Here is a 15,729-nt window from a genome sequence, read left to right on the forward strand (position 1 = left end):
CATCGTGCTGTCTTCCGGATGGCCCAGCTCCTCAAGGTGCACGCCGCCGAGGTGTCCGCTCCCGGTGCCGCGGGCCGCGGCGCCGCCGAGCAGGCCCCGGCCGGCGGGCGGGCCTACCTCAGCCGGGTCAGCGCGCGACAGCGCACCCGGTCCGAGGCACATGAGCGAGCGCTGGCCGGGGCCCACGAGGCCGACCGGGAGCTGCGGCGGTACGCCGTCGCCGCGACCCGGCACCGGCCGCAGAGCGAGCAGCTGACCGGCCGGAGAACCCCCCAGCTGCTGAACGCCGCCTATCTCGTCGACGACGCGGAACGCGCGGGCTTCGCGGGGGCGCTGGCACGGCTCGCTGCCGACCGGACCCACCCGGGGATCGAGATCAGCGCCTCGGGACCCTGGATCCCGTACTCCTTCGCGCGGCTCGACGAGGAGTGGGACGTCATGGCGGACCCGGCAGGGGCGACCCCGGAGCACGAGGGCCGAGCATGACCGTACCGGCGAACCGCGAATCCGCCCCGGCGGCCGTGCCCTGGGAAGTGCCCGAGCCGTACGCGCCGATCGGGGTGCCCCTCGTCGACCTGCTGGACCGTGTGCTGGCGACCGGGGTCGTGATCAGTGGCGACCTGGTCCTCGCGGTCGCGGACGTGCCACTGGTCAGGATCTCGCTGTACGCCCTCCTCGCGTCGGTCGGCGACCGGGTGCCGGCGCCCTGGCCGGACAGCGGGCCGCTGTGACCGCGCCGCGCGCGCACGCCCTGGACCTGGGACCCCGAGGCGGTCGCGGGCGACCTGGCCGCGCTGGTCCTGACCGTCGTGGAGCTGCTGCGCCAGCTGATGGAGTGTCAGGCGGTGCGCCGCTTCGACGAGGGGACGCTGAGCGCCGAGCAGGAGGACCGCCTCGGGACCGCGCTGATGCTGCTGGACCGGCGGATGGACGAGCTGTGCGCGCAGCACGGCCTGAGCCGGGCCGACCTCAACCTCGACCTGGGTCCGCTCGGCCCCCTCCTGGCCGACCCCGGTCCCTGACCTCCGCCCCGCCGCCGCCCGGGACCGCCTCAGCCGGCCGGCAGCGTCCGCTCCGGGGTGTTCCAGCCGGACACCCGCACGTGCGGCGCCGAGCCGTGCAGATCGGCGGTCCGGTAGGTGGCCGTCAGTGTCACCGACTCGCCCGGCCAGAGACCCGCCTCGTTGTCCGACCACCGCACCGGCAGCACCGGCCGGCCCCGCTCGTCGACCAGATGCACGTCCGTGAACAGGGACGGCGTCCTCCCGTTCCCGGCGTGCCGCAGGGTCACCGTCGTCGTGGACGTGGTCCCGGACGACCTCGTCGCCGCCGCCGCCTCCACCGGCACCCGGGCCATCGAGGCGAGGCCCTTGAGGTCGGCGTAGCGGCTGGTCGGCGTGTAGTACCAGTCGGTGTGCGCCCAGTCGAGCGTGTCCTGCGCCGTGGAGAGCCAGTAGACGTTGCGGCTCACCTCCCGGCCGTCCTCGTCGGTCAGCGTCAGCCGGAGCAGATACGTGGAGGGCAGGCCGCTCACCGCCGCGGGCAGGGTGAGCGCGGTGCGGTGCGCGCCGTCGCCGTCCACGGACACGTCGCCGACGGACCTGTCGTACCTCTGTGTGCCGTCGGGGTCGAACAGGGTTGCCCGGGCGGTGAGCCGGCCGGCCGGGCCGTGCCGGCCGTTCACGACCACGACCGAACGGTCGTCGTAGGAGTACTGGATGTGCAGCGGCTCGTTCGCCTTCTTCGCGCCGAAGTAGGCGCCGCCCTGGTCCAGGTAACGGTCCGTCAGCTGCCAGTGCAGGGACGTCCAGCCGCTGTTGAACATCCAGTAGACCACCCCGGTGGCGGGCTTGTCCGCGTCCGTCGCGTTGCGCGCGTAGGCCTCGTACTGGGCGCGGACGTTCTCGTACTGGGCGAGCTGCGCCTTGCGGACGTAGTCGGTCAGGTCCTTCGGGGCGCCGTAGCGGCCGGCGAGGGCGGCGTCGTAGATCTTCAGCGTGCCGAAGACGGAAGAGGGGGAGCGGTGGTACTGCCGGGCACCCGGGTCCTTCCAGAGGGTGTCGAGCTCGGCCGGGGTCATCATCCGGCGCAGGGTGTCGAGGGTCGGGATGTCGGGGCCCGCGCTGGTCTCGGAGTTGAAGCCGGTGGCCCCGCCCTCGCGCTTGGCGTACCAGTAGCCGGGCGGGACCCAGTCGTACGGCCCGGTCATCTTCATCCCCGAGCGGCCGAGCTGCGGCGAGGCATTCTCGGAGGCGGCCGGGATCACCGGGTTGGGCCAGTCGGCGGCCTTGAGAGCGTCCAGGTAGTTCCGCTCGATCGTCGCGTCGGGAGCGGCGTCGCTGCCGATCAGGAAGGAGATCACGCTCGGGTGACCGCGCAGCCGGGCGGCCTCGGCGGCCATGGACGCCTTGGCGACCCGGTGGTCCGCGTCGGTCCACTTCTCGCCGGAGCCGTCCTCGTTGACGTTCCCCTCCCACTTGTCGCAGCACTCCCAGCCGGGCAGCGCGAGCAGGCCGCGGCGGTCGGCGAGGTCGAAGAACTCGTCCGGTTCGATGTGGCCCTCCAGCCGGAGGGTGTTGAGACCGAGGTCGAGGGCGTACTCGAGCCGGTCCGCCACGTAGGCGGGGTCCCAGCGCAGGAACTCGTCCGGGGACCAGCCGCCGCCCTTGATCAGCAGCTTGCGGCCGTTGATCCGGTACTGGCGGGCGCCGTCGGCGTCGAGGGGGGCCTGGACGTCACGGATGCCGAAGGTCTCGTGGGCGGTGTCCGAGGCCGTGCCGGCCACCGATGCGGTGAGGTCCAGGTCGTACAGGGGCTGCTCGCCCATGCCGGCCGGCCACCACACGCGGGGGGAGGCGAGGCGCAGACCGGGGACGTCGGCGGGGGAGAAGGTGACGGTCTTCGTCTCGTGCGGGGCGAGCGGCACGCCGCGGGTGAACGTCGTGCCGGCGACATGGCCGGTCACCTCGGCGGTGACCGCCTCGTCGGAGTCGTTGCGGGCCTGCGCCCTGACGGTGAGGTCGGCGGTGGCGAGGGTCGGCACCGCCAGCCGGGTCACCACGTGCGCGTCGCGCAGCGCCACCGGGCCGCCCCGGCGCACCAGGACGTCACGGACGATGCCCATGTTCCGGTCGGGCGGCGGCTGGAGCCAGTCGAGCCAGCCCATGGTGAGGTCGGCGTCCGGGTCGTTGGGCCGGATCCGGAACGCGACCGTGTTGGCGCCGGCCCGCACCAGCGAGGTGATGTCCAGCTCGTGACGGGTGTAGGCGCCGGTCACGTCCGCCGCCCCGGCCACCGCGTGGCCGTTGACGTAGACGTCGGCCGCCGAGACGACCCCGCTGAAGTCCAGGTGGGTGCGCCGGCCGGTGTCCTCGACGGTGAAGTCGGACCGGTACCACCAGGGAACGTCGAAGTCCTTCCGCGGGATCTTCGTCAGGTTCGTGGAGTGGAAGGGATCGGCGTACACGCCGTCGGCGAGCAGGGCGGCCAGGACCGTCGACCGGGGGCCCGCCGGATGCCAGCCCACGGCCGGGTAGCCGGGGGAGGAGACGGCCGCCGCCGGGTCGCTCACCTTCGCCGTCGACTGGATGGCGTACCCGGCGAGCGGGGTGGCGGAGCCGGCCGCGGAGGGCACGCGGGTCACCGCGGCCGGCTGCTCGTGGGGCGCCGCACGGTCCGCCGTCGTGGCCCGGGCGCTGGTGGGCAGCGCGGCGAGCAGGCTCAGGAGTACGACTGCCGTGGCCGGCCGGCGTCCGGGGGCGGGGCGAGCGAACACGGCGGTCTCCAGCCTCTTGAAGTCAGGAGCCAGTAAAGTAAGGAAACTTTACTAACCTGGCTCGAAGGAGGGCGCGGCGCGGGCCGCGTCAACGACCGTAGGCCCCGCCCGCCTTGACGACCGGCACGAACCGCTCGGCTGTCGCCCGTCCGGCGCCGTAGGGCCGCACAACTTCATCCGCCAGCCAGCCAGCCAGCCGCCAGCCCGGCCGGGCGGACCGCGGCCGCGCACGCGGTCCGCACGCCCGTCGCGTCAGGAGTCCCCATGTCCGGTAGCCCGCCACCCACAGGTGGCTTCGTCCGCCGTGTCGGTCCCTTCCAGGCCACGGCCATCAACATGAGCCAGATGTGCGGCATCGGTCCGTTCGTGACCATCCCGCTGATGGTGAGCGCGTTCGGCGGCCCCCAGGCGGTCGTCGGCTTCGTCGCGGGCGCCGTGCTGGCCCTGTGCGACGGCCTGGTCTGGGCCGAGCTGGGCGCCGCCATGCCCGGTTCGGGCGGCAGCTACCTGTACCTCCGCCAGGCCTTTTCGCACCGCACCGGCCGTCTGATGCCGTTCCTGTTCGTGTGGACGGCCATGCTCTTCATCCCGCTGATCATGTCCACCGGTGTGGTGGGCTTCGTCCAGTACCTCGGCTACCTCGCCCCCGGCCTCGGCCGGACCCCTGGCGACCTCGTCGGCCTCGGTGTCATCGCCCTTGTCGTGCTCCTGCTCTGGCGCGGCATCGAGCACATCGCCCGCATCACCGCCGTCCTGTGGACCGTGATGATCGCCTCGGTGCTCCTGGTGATCGTCGCCGCGGCCAGCGACTTCAGTCCGCACCTGGCCTTCACCTACCCGGCGCACGCCCTCGACGTCACCTCCGACCACTTCTGGCCCGGCTTCGCCGCGGGCCTGACCATCGGCATCTACGACTACCTCGGCTACAACACCACCGCCTACATGGGCGCCGAGATCAAGGACCCCGGCAGGACCCTGCCGCGCTCCATCATCTTCTCGGTCCTCGGCATCATGGCGATCTACCTGCTGCTGCAGATCGGCACCCTGGGCGTCGTCGACTGGCACCGCATGACCGACCCGCACGACATCGCCTCCACCTCCGTGGCCTCCGCCGTACTGGAGCGGACCTGGGGCAGGGGGGCCGCCGAGACCGTCACCGTGCTGATCCTCGTCACGGCCTTCGCCTCGGTCTTCACCGGTCTGCTCGGCGGCTCGCGGGTGCCCTGCGACGCCGCCCGGGACCGGGTCTTCTTCCGGCCGTACGAGAGGCTGCACGCCAGGCACCGGTTCCCGGCGCTGGGGCTCGCGACCATGGGCGGGATCACCGCGATCGGCTTCCTGATCGGCCGGCACACCGACCTCGCGACACTGATCCAACTGCTCACCACGGTCATGGTGATCGTCCAGGCGCTGGCCCAGATCGTGGCCCTCACCGTCCTGCGCAGACGCCGGCCGAACCTGCGCCGCCCCTACCGGATGTGCCTGTACCCGCTGCCCGCCGTCCTCGCCTTCACCGGCTGGTGCGTGATCTACGGGTACGCCGACGAGAACTCCCCGGGCCGCCACCCCGTGGAGTGGTCCCTGGCCTGGCTGGCCCTCGGCTGCGTCGCCTTCCTGATCTGGGCGCGGCTGGAGCGGGCGTGGCCCTTCGGGCCGAAGGAGACCCCGGAGGAGGAGCGCACGGAGGGGCACCCGGCCCTCGAGGCGAGCTGAACCCGGCGAGTTCGAGGTCACGGAAGGCATCGGGAGGCCGGTCCGCCCGGGCGGACCGGCCCCGCATTCTTCGTGTCCTTCGATTTCTTCGCCTGGTCCTCCCTCCTCGCGTCCGTACTCAGGAGTCCATCTCCCAACGGCCGGTCTCTCGGTGGCCGGCCTCTCTACATCCGTGGGGCGCTCTTCTGCGCCGTGCCGGCGCACATCAGCCCGAGGGCAAGGGCCAGCACGCCGATGACGATGTTGTTCACGATCACGCCGGCGTCCGGACCGCTGCCCACGATCCACGGAGCGATGATCATCCAGACACCCATGGCGCACATGGCCCAGCTCAGGCCGTACATCCGTGCCGGAGCCGCGGTGAAGCCCAGGGCCAGCAGCCCGATGGCGATGCCCATGATCAGGTTGTGGGTCGCGAGCGCCGGCTGGCTCGCCGTGTAGTGCAGTATCCACGGGGACGCCGCGCAGTACAGACCGAGCAGGAAGACCGGCCCGTCCACGAGCGCCACGTCGCGGCCACCGAGCACGCGGGCGTAGCGCCTGCGCATCTCGGAAATGTCGGGGTGGGTCGCCATGTCACCCCGGTGCGAGACGTCGGCCATGTCCCGCCTCCTTCGTGCCTCGCAGGCCCGGTCGCGCCCGGATGGGGCGCGCGGTGAGCGCCGCTCCTCCGCATTCTGCTCCAGTTTCCCCCTTATGTGTAGGGCCTGACCGTGCGGACCCCCGGCGGCGGCCGCGGCTCACTCCTCGCGGCCGCGGGCCCGCTTGAACCGGGTCAGGCCCTCGGAGAGGTCGACGATCGGGTCCGGGTAGTCCAGCGCCGCCCGGTCCGATCCCGCAAGCTTCCACGGCTCGTGCACCAACGGGGCGTGCAGCGGCTGAAGTTCGGGCACCCAGCGGTGCACGTACGCGCCGTCGGGGTCGTATCGCTTGCCCTGCGTGACCGGGTTGAGGACACGGTTGGGACGGGTGTCCGTGCCGGTACCCGCCATCCACTGCCAGTTGAGCTGGTTGTTGGCCACATCCCCGTCGACCAGCAGATCGAGGAAATGCCGGGCGCCCACCCGCCAGTCGACGTAGAGCGTCTTGGCCAGGAAGCTCGCGGCGAGCAGCCGGCCGCGGTTGTGCATCCAGCCCTCGTACCTGAGCTGCCGCATCGCGGCGTCGACGATCGGATAGCCGGTACGCCCCTCCCGCCACGCCTCGATGTCCTCCCGGGCCGTCCGCTCGGTGCGCCAGCGGTCGTGCTTGGTGCGGTAGTCGGCGCTGGAAGCGGCCGGCCGGGCAGCCAGCACCTGCCGGTGGAAGTCGCGCCAGGCGAGCTGCCGCACGAAGGCCTCCGCGCCCGGACCGCCCACCCCGCGGGCGCGGTGCACCAGCTCCACGGGGGAGAGCGTGCCGAAGTGCAGGTGTGGGGAGAGCCGCGAGGTCGCGTCGCCGGCCAGGTCGTCGTGCCGGTCCTCGTACCGCGCCACACCACGGCGAAGCCAGGCCGTGACCAGCCTGCGGCCCAGCACCTCCCCGCCCTCGGCCAGCCCATCGGACACGCCCGCCAGCCCCGCGCGGGAGGGAAGCTCCTCGGAACCGACGCCCCCCGGCACCCGGATCGCGCGCGGCGTGCCGAGCGGGTCGCGCAGCCCCGTCTGCGACCACTGCCGGAAGTACGGCGTGAACACCGCGAAGTGGTCCGAGGAGGCGGGCGTCACCGCGCCCGGCGTCAGCGCCGTGGTCACCGTGTCGTGGACGTGCAGGCGGCGCCCGTCGGCCTCCAGGGCCCGGCGTAGCCGCTCCTCCCGGCGGCGGGCGTAGGCGCTCACGTCGGCGGCCATGTGCACCTCGTCGGCGTCGGCCTCGGTGACCGCCTTGCACACCTCCTCGACCAGATCACCCGAGCGGAGCACCAGCCGGCCGCCCCGCTCGCGCAGGCCCGCGTCCAGATCGCGCAGGCAGTCGGCGAGGAACGCCAGCCGGTTGGGCGCCGCGTACCCGACCCGGTCCACTCCCCGGTCGCGCACGAAGAGCGGCACCACGTGCCGGGTGCCGTCCAGCGCCGCCCGCAGCGGCGGATGGTCGTGCAGGCGCAGGTCGGCGGTGAACAGGACGACCGAGACGTTCATGGTGCGGCTCCGGGGCGTCGGGCGGGAGAGCGGGCGCTGGACGGTGATTCCTTCCGGTCCACGGCGCCCCGCGGATGCGGGGCGTCAGCGCGCGGCCGCCCGTTCCCTCCGCCGGGGGAGCGGGGCGGCGCCGGCCGCGGCGCGGGCGATGTTGCGGGCCATGCCGCCGAACACCACGGCGTGGAACGGGGAGACGCCCCACCAGTAGGCCTGGCCGAGCAGCCCGTGCGGGTGGAACAGCGCGCGCTGCCGGTACCGGCAGCGCCCGGCGCCGTCGGGTTCCACCGACATCTCCAGCCAGGCCAGCCCCGGCAGCCGCATCTCGGCCCGCAGCCGCAGCAGGTGCCCCGGCTCGATCTCCTCCACCCGCCAGAAGTCCAGCGAGTCCCCGACCCGCAGCCGCTGCGCGTCCCGGCGGCCGCGGCGCAGCCCGACCCCGCCCGCCATCCGGTCCAGCCAGCCGCGCAGCGCCCAGGCGAGCGGGAAGGAGTACCAGCCGTTCTCCCCGCCCACCCCCTCGACGACCCGCCACAGCGCCTCGGGCGGGGCGTCCACAGCGCTCTCCCGGACGTCCGTGTACAGGCTGCCGCCGGCCCAGTCGGGGTCGGTGGGCAGCGGGTCGCTCGGCGCTCCCGGTACCGAGGCCGATGTCCAGCGGGTGACCACCTGGGCGTCGCGGACCCGCTGCAGGGCCAGCCGTACCGCGTCGTCGAAGGGCAGCGGCTGCCCGGGCGCGTGCGGCAGGTACGCCTCGATGTCGCGTTCGTGGCACACCACCTCGTGGCGCAGCGACTCCGCGAGCGGCCGGGCGATGGAGGCGGGCACCGGTGTGACGAGACCGACCCAGTGGCTGGACAGCGTCGGGGTGAGGACGGGCACGGGCAGGATGACCCGGCGCGGCAGCCCCGCGATCACCGCGTAGCGGACCATCATCTCCCGGTAGGTGAGTACGTCGGGGCCGCCGATGTCGAAGGTGCGGTTCACGTCCGCGGGCAGATCCGCGCTGCCGACCAGGAGGCGCAGCACGTCCCGTACGGCGATGGGCTGGATGCGGGTGTGCACCCAGCTGGGGGTGACCATGACGGGCAGCCGCTCGGTGAGATAGCGCAGCATCTCGAAGGAGGCCGAGCCGGAGCCGATGATCACGGCCGCGCGCAGCGCCGCGGTGGGCACCCCGGAGTCCATCAGGATGCGGCCGACCTCGGCACGGGACCGCAGGTGCGGGGAGAGCTCGTGCTCGGGCACGTTCTCGGGGGTGAGCCCGCCCAGGTAGACGATGCGTCGCACGCCGGCAGCCCGGGCCCGTTCGCCGAAGATCCGGGCCGCCTCGCGGTCGGTCTTCTCGAAGCCGTGACCGGTGCCGAGGGCGTGGACCAGGTAGTACGCCACGTCGACGTCCCGCATGGCCTCCGCGACGGAGTCAGCGTCGGTGACGTCCCCGCGCACCACCTCGATGTCGCCGGCCCAGGGATGGTCGCGCAGCTTGCCGGGCGAGCGGGCGAGGCAGCGGACCCGGTGGCCGGCGGCCAGCAGCTCCGGGACGAGCCGGCCGCCGATGTACCCCGTACCGCCCGTCACCAGGCAGCGCGTGCCGCCCTTCACGTCGTCGCCGTACATCCGTCTCCGCCCTTCGCGCCGCCTACCGGGGTCCTGCCGAGTTCCCCCGTCCGTCTATTCGACGCGCGGGTGCCGTACGGATGCGGGACATGACCGCGGCCGTCCCGGGCAGGCGGAGAACACGGGCCGTGAACGGTCCGGGCCGGTCCCGACGCTGGAGGTGTGAGCCGCCATGAGCGCGAAGGTGCTGGAGCGATTCCCCGCGGGAGCCCCGCGCGGATCGTGGCCCGCGGAGGAGTACGCGGCCGCGCGCCGCGCCCAGGGCGAGGCCGCCACCGTGGTGATGGACCTGAAGTCGGACGCCTTTCTCGTCGTGGTGCCGGGCCAGGACGAGGACTGACCGTCCCGTCGGACGCCACGGCCGTCCCGGCGCGGGGGCGGGGGGTTCGGCCGCAACTCCGTTTGACAGACTGCGGGTTCATGACACGAGAACCGCGGGATGTGGGGGCGTCCGTCACCCTCGGACTGCTGGCCGCCTGGGCCGTGCACGACGCCGAGGAAGTGGTCATGGTGCCGCGCTGGGTACGGACGCGGGTTCCGGAGCTGCGTGAGCGGTTCCCCGGCGTGCCGGACACGGTGTGGCGGCGTCTTGAGTCGGTGGACGGCCGCGAGTTCACGACGGCCGTCGCCGCGATGGCCGTGGTGGTCGCGGCGGCCGCCGCCGAGGGCCACCGCACCGGTGGCCGTTCCGCCGTCTACCGGACCGCGCTCGACGCCTTCGGCCTGCACGGCCTGGTGCACCTGGCGCAGGCGGCCGTGATCCGGGGGTACACGCCGGGCTCGGTGACCACGCCTCTGGTGGTCCTTCCCTTCACCCTGTGGGCCCGGAGCCGTCTGCGCCGTTCCGGCGCCCTGGGCCCCGCCCGGCCGCTCGACGCCGTACAGGGCCTGGCCTTCGCCGCGGCCGCCGCGACGGGCACCCACGCCCTGGCCCAGCGCCTCGTGCGCCGCCGCGGCTGAGCGCCGTCCCGGAACGCCCGCCCCGCCGGGGCGCCGCGTGCGAGACTCCGCCGATGACCTTCGAAACGATCACCGCGGACGCCTCCGGCACCATCCGTCTCGGCGACCTGCCCGTCCACCGCATCGGCCTCGGCGCCATGCGGCTGACGGGCAGCGCCGCCTTCCACAACGGCACCCCGAGCGAGCGGGAACGTTCCCTCGCCGTGCTGCGCAAGGCCGTCGAACTCGGTGTGAACCACATCGACACGGCGGCCTTCTACTTCTCGTCCCTGCGCTCCGCCAACGAACTGATCAACACCGCGCTGTCCCCGTACCCCGACGACCTGGTCATCGTCACCAAGGTCGGCCCCCACCGCGACGAGCAGGGCGAGTGGAGCGCCGCGGCCCGCCCCGACGAACTGCGCGGGCACGTGGAGGAGAACCTGCGCCAGCTCGGCCGGGACCACCTCGACGTCGTCAACTACCGCCGCCAGGGCGCGGAATCGATAGCCGAGCACTTCGGCGCCCTCGCCGAACTGCGGGAGGCCGGGCTGATCCGGCACCTCGGCGTCTCCAGCGTCGAACCGCGGCACCTCGCCGAGGCCCTGGAGATCGCGCCGGTGGTGTGCGTGCAGAACCGGTACGCGGTGGACCGGCCCGACCCCGTCGGCGACGAGGTGCTGCGCCTGTGCGGCGAGCACGGCATCGCCTTCGTCCCCTTCTACGCCGTCGCCGGCGCGGCCGGGGAGCACGGCGCGACCACCGCCCACGACGAGGCCGTCCTCTCCGTCGCCCGGGCGCACGGCGTGAGCCCCGCCCAGATCCGCATCGCCTGGACCCTGCACCAGGGCCCGCACGTCCTCGCCATCCCCGGCACCGGCGATCCCGCCCACCTCGTGCAGAACGTCGCCGCCGGCGCGCTGCGCCTCACCGGCGAGGAGCTCGCCCGGCTCGGTGCGGCCCGCTCCCAGACCGGCTGACCGCAGGGCACCCGCCACGCACGCGCGGCGGCCACGGCCGGGGGCGGTCCCCTGCGGCGGAGACGCCCGCACGGTGGGAACGGCACCCGGCCGACTACACTGGCGTAGCCGGTCCGGTGGACCGTGGACGAGGACGGGGTGAGGAACGATCCGATGACCGACGCCAGGGACGCGCGCAGGCCGGCCGGTGAGCTCGAAGCGAGCGTGATGGCCGCCCTCTGGGCCGCCGGCACGCCCCAGACGCCCGGCCAGGTCCAGCTCGGCCTCGGCGGCGGGCTCGCCCGTACGACGGTCACGACGATCCTGACCCGGCTGCACGACAAGGGCATCGTCGACCGGCGGCGCCAGGGGCGCGGCTACGCCTACTTCCCGGTCCAGGACGCCCAGGGCCTCACCGCCCGCCGGATGCACACCGAACTCGACCGGGACGACGACCGCGAGACCGTCCTCGCCCGCTTCGTCGCCCAGCTCAGCCCCGGCGACGAACGCATCCTGCGGGATCTGCTCGAACCCGACGGCCGATGACAGCCCTGCTCCTGCTGCCGCTGCTGCTGCCTTTCGCCCTGCCGGCCCTGGCCCGGCGGGCGCTCGACCTGCTCGCCCCGGTCGCCGCGCTGTGGGCGCTCACCGCGTGCGCGGTCGTCCTGGCGGGCTGCGCCGTGGGCGCGCTCGGCCTCTTCCTGCTGACCGGTCTGCTCAAGCTGCCGCTGTTCGCCGCGCTCGGTGAGCTGATCCACCCCCTGCGCACCGCCTCCGACCTCGTGGTCCTGCCCGCCGCCGCGGTCTCCGTCGGAGCCCTCGCGGTGTGCGCCTCGACCCTGGCCCGCTCCGTCCTGCGCCAGGCCCGCGCCTTCCGGACCGCCCGCACGGAGGCCGGGCGCGGGCCCGCCGCGGGCGACCTGTGCGTGGTGGACTCCGTCCGCCCGGACGCCTACGCGCTGCCCGGCCGCCCGCACCGCATCGTCGTCACCACCGCCATGCTGCGCTGCCTCGACGGCCCCGAGCGCGAGGCGCTGTTCGCGCACGAGCGGGCGCACAACGAGGGTGGCCACCACTACTTCCTCGCCGCCGCCGAACTCGCGGCGCACTGCCACCCCGCCCTCCGCCCGGTCCGCGACAGCATCCGGCTGGCCGCCGAGCGCGCCGCCGACGAGGCCGCCGCCGCCCGGGTCGGGGACCGCCGGCTGACCGCCCGTGCCATCGCCCGCGCCGCCCTGGCGTCCCAGGCCGACCACTCCGGGCGGCCCGCCTTCGCCGCCGCCGCGACGAGCGGCCCCGTCCCGCAGCGGGTCCGGGCCCTGCTGGCCGGCGCCCGCGCTCCCCGCCGGGCAGGCCGCCCGATCGCCGCCCTGCTCCTCGTCTGCGCCGCCGTCTCCTGTGTGGCCTCGGCGGCCGGCCTGGCCGACGTCCACCACCGGGTCGAGGTCGCCCAGGGCGATCAGAGCCCCTAACCGGACCGCCGGACCAGGGGTCTGCGAGCCCGCGTCCACCCACCTTCGCGACGGTGACTGGCGCTCGCGGGGTTTTACGTATAACCTCACCCGCCAGTCCACCCCCACCGGAAGGCCCCGATGCGACGCGTTGCCCTGGTCACCCTCGTCGTGGACGACTACGACGAGGCCATCCGCTTCTACACCGGCGCCCTCGGGTTCCGGCTGGCCGAGGACGAGCCCCGGCCGGACGGCTCCCGCTGGGTCGTCGTGGAGCCGGACGCGCGGGGCGGGGACGCGGCGGGCCACGGCACCGGCCTGCTGCTGGCCCGGGCCAAGGGCGAGCTGCAGCGCACCCGGGTGGGGGACCAGACCGGCGGCCGCGTCGGGTTCTTCCTGCACACCGACGACTTCGCCCGCGACCACGCCCGGATGACCGCCGCCGGCGTGACCTTCCTGGAGGAGCCGCGGCACGAGCCGTACGGCACGGTCGCCGTCTTCCAGGACCTGTACGGCAACCGCTGGGACCTGCTCCAGCCCGCCGGCTGACCTCTCCTCCCGCCACCCGGAACCACCTGCCCAAGGAAGAACGCCATGACCGCTACGCGCGTAGACATCGACGTCGTCCGCCGCCTGCCCAAGGCCGTCCTGCATGACCACCTCGACGGCGGCCTGCGCCCCGCCACCGTCGTGGATCTCGCCGCCGCGGTCGGCCACACCCTGCCCACCACCGACCCCGACGAACTGGCCGCCTGGTACTTCGAGGCCGCCAACTCCGGCGACCTGGTCCGGTACATAGCCACCTTCGAGCACACCCTCGCCGTCATGCAGAACCGTGAGGGCCTGCTGCGCGTCGCCGAGGAGTACGTCCTCGACCTCGCCGCCGACGGTGTCGTCTACGCCGAGGTGCGCTACGCCCCCGAGCTGAACACCAGGGGCGGGCTGACGATGAGCGAGGTCGTGGAGACGGTCCAGGAGGGCCTCGCCGCCGGCATGGCCAAGGCCGCCGCCGCAGGCACCCCGGTGCGCGTCGGCACCCTGCTCTGCGGCATGCGGATGTTCGACCGCGTCCGCGAGGCCGCCGACCTGGCCGTCGCCTACCGCGACGCCGGGGTCGTCGGCTTCGACATCGCCGGCGCCGAGGACGGCTTCCCGCCCGCCGACCATCTGGCCGCCTTCGAGCACCTGCGCCGCGAGAGCGTGCCGTTCACCATCCACGCCGGCGAGGCGCACGGCCTGCCCAGCATCCACCAGGCCCTGCAGGTGTGCGGTGCCCAGCGCATCGGCCACGGTGTGCGCATCACCGAGGACATCGTGGACGGCAAGCTCGGCCGGCTGGCCGGCTGGGTGCGCGACCGCCGGATCGCGCTGGAGATGTGCCCGACCTCCAACCTCCAGACCGGCTGCGCCACCTCGATCGCCGAGCACCCCATCACCGCGCTGAAGGACCTCGGCTTCCGGGTCACCCTCAACACCGACAACCGCCTGGTGTCGGGCACGACGATGACCCGGGAGATGTCCCTGCTGGTCGAGGAGGCCGGCTGGACGGTGGAGGACCTGCGCACGGTCACCGTGAACGCCGTCAAGAGCGCGTTCATCCCGTTCGACGAGCGCAGGGCGCTCATCGAGGACGTGGTCCTGCCGGGTTACGCGGCCGCGCTCTGAGCGAGCCCCCGCAGATAGGCGGCCTGTCCGACGTGCTGGAGATCGTCGGACAGGACGCTCACCAGGCGTGCGCCCAGCGTCACCGGCGGGTCCCAGCGCTCGTCCACGATCCGTTCCAGGTCCTTGGCGGCGAGACCGCGCAGGGCGCCCAGCGTCTGCTCGTGGACGGCGTCGTAGTACCCGGTTAGCAGTTCCGCCGATTCGACCCGCACCTTCGCGACCTTCTCGGGGCCGTGCCCGTACCCGGTGTCGTGGCGGGGCAGGCCGAGGCCGAGGCGCTTCTCCCAGCCCTGGGACAGCCAGACCTGGTCGAGGCCGAAGGCGTCGGCGACGTGGTCGTCCTGCACCCGGGTGAGGTGCCAGACGAGCCAGGCGGCGGAGTTGGCGCCGGATGCCGGTCGGAAGTGCAGCTCGTCGGGTCCCAGCCCCTCGAGGGCGGCGTGGACTTCTTCCCGGATGCGGCCGTAGCCGTCGATGAGGATGTCCTTGGCATGCATGACGTCCACCATCGCGCATCGCGCCCGCCCCCGCGTCCGCGATCGCCCGGTCGGCCGCGCCGTTGCCCGGCCGGCCGGGCCGGTCCGTCAGGGAGCCGCGCCGTCCGTCTCCAGGAGCGTGACCAGGGCGCGGGCCGCGGGGCTGGTGGCGCGCTCCGGCGGCAGCAGGGCGACGGTCTCGTACTCCGCCTCGACCGCCCCCGTCACCGGCAGCGCCGTCAGCGAGGGGCGCTTGTGCCGGAAGTGCCGAGGCACCACGGCGATGCCGAGGTTCTCGTCGACCAGGTCCAGCAGGCTGTGCACGTCGTTCACCTCCAGCGCGACCGTGCGCCGGACACCGGCCGCGGTGAAGGCGGCGTCGGTGGTGCGGCGCGGGCCCCAGTCCGGGTGGAAGTCCACGAACACCTCGCCGGCCAGGTCGTCCGGCGCGAGCACCGCGCCGGCCGCGGCGAGCCGGTGGCTCGGATGGCACAGCACCGTCATGGGCTCGCTGGTCAGCGACACCGAGCGGAGCTGGTCGGTGTCCGCCTGGGTGCGGTAGGCGAAGGCCAGGTCCAGCCGCCCGGCGGCCACCTCCTCGGCCAGCGCCCCCGAGGCCGCCTGCCGCAGCCGGATCTCCACGTCCGGGTGCCGGCGCCGGAAGGCCGCCAGCAGCCCCGCCACATGCACCCCGGCGATGCACTGCTCGGTGCCCAGCGCCAGCGTGCCGCGCAGCACGCCCTGCACCGCGGCCACCGCCTCGTGCGCCGAGCGCACCTGCGCGAGGATCCGCTCCGCCTCCACCAGCAGCGCACGCCCGGCCTCGGTGAGCGTCACCCGGCGGGTGGTCCGCACGAACAGCGGCGCCCGCAACTCCCGCTCCAGCGCCCGGATCGAAGCCGACAGGCCGGACTGGGACACCATGAGGCGCTCGGCGGCCCGGGTGAAGTGCTGGTCCTCGGCGACCGCGACGAAGTGCTGGAGATGGCGCAGTTCCATGATTGAGAAGCCTATCCG

The 15,729-nt window shown here is 73.8% G+C and carries 16 protein-coding genes and 1 pseudogene; 11 read left to right on the plus strand and 6 right to left on the minus strand.

The genetic code is table 11. The features are described from left to right. Positions 1–18: 18 nt before the first annotated feature. The 3 genes and pseudogenes from ACZ6B1_RS15220 to ACZ6B1_RS15230 all read left to right on the plus strand — a co-directional run bounded on the left by ACZ6B1_RS15220 (position 19) and on the right by ACZ6B1_RS15230 (position 1,022). Entirely contained in the window at positions 19–486 is a 468-nt protein-coding gene (locus tag ACZ6B1_RS15220; RefSeq protein ID WP_468778439.1) for a GvpL/GvpF family gas vesicle protein, read from the plus strand. Continuing rightward, positions 483–731: a gas vesicle protein gene (locus ACZ6B1_RS15225; protein WP_468778442.1), complete on the plus strand. Its 249-nt coding sequence runs from the start codon at positions 483–485 to the stop codon at positions 729–731. Before ACZ6B1_RS15220 ends, ACZ6B1_RS15225 begins: the two co-directional genes overlap by 4 nt. Beyond that, positions 728–1,022: pseudogene (locus ACZ6B1_RS15230) on the plus strand (gas vesicle protein K). Before ACZ6B1_RS15225 ends, ACZ6B1_RS15230 begins: the two are co-directional and overlap by 4 nt. Before the next feature lie 29 nt (positions 1,023–1,051). Here ACZ6B1_RS15230 and ACZ6B1_RS15235 read toward each other — a convergent pair. Beyond that, complete coding sequence (locus tag ACZ6B1_RS15235; RefSeq protein WP_468778444.1) at positions 1,052–3,775, minus strand: glycoside hydrolase family 2 protein; 2,724 nt, start codon at positions 3,773–3,775, stop codon at positions 1,052–1,054. Between the two features lie 264 nt (positions 3,776–4,039). On the opposite strand from ACZ6B1_RS15235, the gene ACZ6B1_RS15240 reads away from it, so the two are divergent. Continuing rightward, complete coding sequence (locus ACZ6B1_RS15240; RefSeq protein WP_468778446.1) at positions 4,040–5,488, plus strand: APC family permease; 1,449 nt, start codon at positions 4,040–4,042, stop codon at positions 5,486–5,488. A 164-nt stretch (positions 5,489–5,652) separates the two neighbouring features. On the opposite strand, the gene ACZ6B1_RS15245 is transcribed toward ACZ6B1_RS15240, so the two are convergent. The 3 genes from ACZ6B1_RS15245 to ACZ6B1_RS15255 form a co-directional block, all read right to left on the minus strand. Next, on the minus strand, positions 5,653–6,090 hold the full coding sequence (locus ACZ6B1_RS15245) for an SPW repeat protein (RefSeq protein ID WP_468778448.1): 438 nt from the start codon (positions 6,088–6,090) through the stop codon (positions 5,653–5,655). A 138-nt stretch (positions 6,091–6,228) separates the two neighbouring features. Then, positions 6,229–7,605, minus strand: a complete 1,377-nt coding sequence (locus ACZ6B1_RS15250) for a cryptochrome/photolyase family protein (protein WP_468778450.1) — start codon at positions 7,603–7,605, stop codon at positions 6,229–6,231. An 84-nt stretch (positions 7,606–7,689) separates the two neighbouring features. Beyond that, positions 7,690–9,222 carry an SDR family oxidoreductase gene (locus ACZ6B1_RS15255; RefSeq protein ID WP_468778452.1) on the minus strand — a complete coding sequence of 511 codons (1,533 nt, stop codon included), beginning with the start codon at positions 9,220–9,222 and terminating at the stop codon, positions 7,690–7,692. Between the two features lie 172 nt (positions 9,223–9,394). Between ACZ6B1_RS15255 and ACZ6B1_RS15260 the strand changes: the two genes are divergently transcribed. The 7 genes from ACZ6B1_RS15260 (at position 9,395) to ACZ6B1_RS15290 (ending at position 14,236) form a co-directional block, all read left to right on the plus strand. Then, on the plus strand, positions 9,395–9,562 hold the full coding sequence (locus ACZ6B1_RS15260; RefSeq protein WP_351661080.1) for a hypothetical protein: 168 nt from the start codon (positions 9,395–9,397) through the stop codon (positions 9,560–9,562). Positions 9,563–9,642: 80 nt separating this feature from the next. Then, a complete protein-coding gene (locus ACZ6B1_RS15265) occupies positions 9,643–10,182 on the plus strand; it encodes an HXXEE domain-containing protein (protein WP_468778460.1) in 540 nt (179 codons plus the stop codon). A gap of 53 nt (positions 10,183–10,235) precedes the next feature. Further along, complete coding sequence (locus ACZ6B1_RS15270; protein WP_468778462.1) at positions 10,236–11,141, plus strand: aldo/keto reductase; 906 nt, start codon at positions 10,236–10,238, stop codon at positions 11,139–11,141. Positions 11,142–11,294: 153 nt separating this feature from the next. Further along, positions 11,295–11,666 (plus strand): BlaI/MecI/CopY family transcriptional regulator, encoded by a 372-nt coding sequence (locus tag ACZ6B1_RS15275; RefSeq protein WP_468778464.1) that lies wholly within the window; start codon positions 11,295–11,297, stop codon positions 11,664–11,666. Next, positions 11,663–12,592 carry a M48 family metalloprotease gene (locus ACZ6B1_RS15280; RefSeq protein WP_468778466.1) on the plus strand — a complete coding sequence of 310 codons (930 nt, stop codon included), beginning with the start codon at positions 11,663–11,665 and terminating at the stop codon, positions 12,590–12,592. The genes ACZ6B1_RS15275 and ACZ6B1_RS15280 overlap by 4 nt, the downstream gene beginning before the upstream one ends. Positions 12,593–12,712: 120 nt before the next feature. Beyond that, positions 12,713–13,120: a VOC family protein gene (locus ACZ6B1_RS15285; protein WP_468778467.1), complete on the plus strand. Its 408-nt coding sequence runs from the start codon at positions 12,713–12,715 to the stop codon at positions 13,118–13,120. Positions 13,121–13,165: 45 nt separating this feature from the next. Next, positions 13,166–14,236 carry an adenosine deaminase gene (locus tag ACZ6B1_RS15290; protein WP_468778469.1) on the plus strand — a complete coding sequence of 357 codons (1,071 nt, stop codon included), beginning with the start codon at positions 13,166–13,168 and terminating at the stop codon, positions 14,234–14,236. On the opposite strand, the gene ACZ6B1_RS15295 is transcribed toward ACZ6B1_RS15290, so the two are convergent. After that, positions 14,218–14,733 carry a mycothiol transferase gene (locus ACZ6B1_RS15295; protein WP_468778471.1) on the minus strand — a complete coding sequence of 172 codons (516 nt, stop codon included), beginning with the start codon at positions 14,731–14,733 and terminating at the stop codon, positions 14,218–14,220. The two genes, ACZ6B1_RS15290 and ACZ6B1_RS15295, sit on opposite strands and share 19 nt — an antisense overlap. A gap of 87 nt (positions 14,734–14,820) precedes the next feature. Beyond that, entirely contained in the window at positions 14,821–15,711 is an 891-nt protein-coding gene (locus ACZ6B1_RS15300; protein ID WP_468778473.1) for a LysR family transcriptional regulator, read from the minus strand. Positions 15,712–15,729 lie beyond the last annotated feature (18 nt).

The sequence above is a fragment of the Streptomyces sp. NPDC041129 genome (assembly GCF_055592265.1).

Coding starts and splice junctions, on each gene's coding strand:
- ACZ6B1_RS15245 (WP_468778448.1), bottom strand. CDS start 6,090: ATGGCCGACGTCTCGCACCGGGGTGACATGGCGACCCACCCCGACATT.
- ACZ6B1_RS15285 (WP_468778467.1), top strand. CDS start 12,713: ATGCGACGCGTTGCCCTGGTCACCCTCGTCGTGGACGACTACGACGAG.
- ACZ6B1_RS15260 (WP_351661080.1), top strand. CDS start 9,395: ATGAGCGCGAAGGTGCTGGAGCGATTCCCCGCGGGAGCCCCGCGCGGA.
- ACZ6B1_RS15225 (WP_468778442.1), top strand. CDS start 483: ATGACCGTACCGGCGAACCGCGAATCCGCCCCGGCGGCCGTGCCCTGG.
- ACZ6B1_RS15265 (WP_468778460.1), top strand. CDS start 9,643: ATGACACGAGAACCGCGGGATGTGGGGGCGTCCGTCACCCTCGGACTG.
- ACZ6B1_RS15270 (WP_468778462.1), top strand. CDS start 10,236: ATGACCTTCGAAACGATCACCGCGGACGCCTCCGGCACCATCCGTCTC.
- ACZ6B1_RS15280 (WP_468778466.1), top strand. CDS start 11,663: ATGACAGCCCTGCTCCTGCTGCCGCTGCTGCTGCCTTTCGCCCTGCCG.
- ACZ6B1_RS15255 (WP_468778452.1), bottom strand. CDS start 9,222: ATGTACGGCGACGACGTGAAGGGCGGCACGCGCTGCCTGGTGACGGGC.
- ACZ6B1_RS15295 (WP_468778471.1), bottom strand. CDS start 14,733: ATGCATGCCAAGGACATCCTCATCGACGGCTACGGCCGCATCCGGGAA.
- ACZ6B1_RS15275 (WP_468778464.1), top strand. CDS start 11,295: ATGACCGACGCCAGGGACGCGCGCAGGCCGGCCGGTGAGCTCGAAGCG.
- ACZ6B1_RS15250 (WP_468778450.1), bottom strand. CDS start 7,605: ATGAACGTCTCGGTCGTCCTGTTCACCGCCGACCTGCGCCTGCACGAC.
- ACZ6B1_RS15300 (WP_468778473.1), bottom strand. CDS start 15,711: ATGGAACTGCGCCATCTCCAGCACTTCGTCGCGGTCGCCGAGGACCAG.
- ACZ6B1_RS15290 (WP_468778469.1), top strand. CDS start 13,166: ATGACCGCTACGCGCGTAGACATCGACGTCGTCCGCCGCCTGCCCAAG.
- ACZ6B1_RS15220 (WP_468778439.1), top strand. CDS start 19: ATGGCCCAGCTCCTCAAGGTGCACGCCGCCGAGGTGTCCGCTCCCGGT.
- ACZ6B1_RS15240 (WP_468778446.1), top strand. CDS start 4,040: ATGTCCGGTAGCCCGCCACCCACAGGTGGCTTCGTCCGCCGTGTCGGT.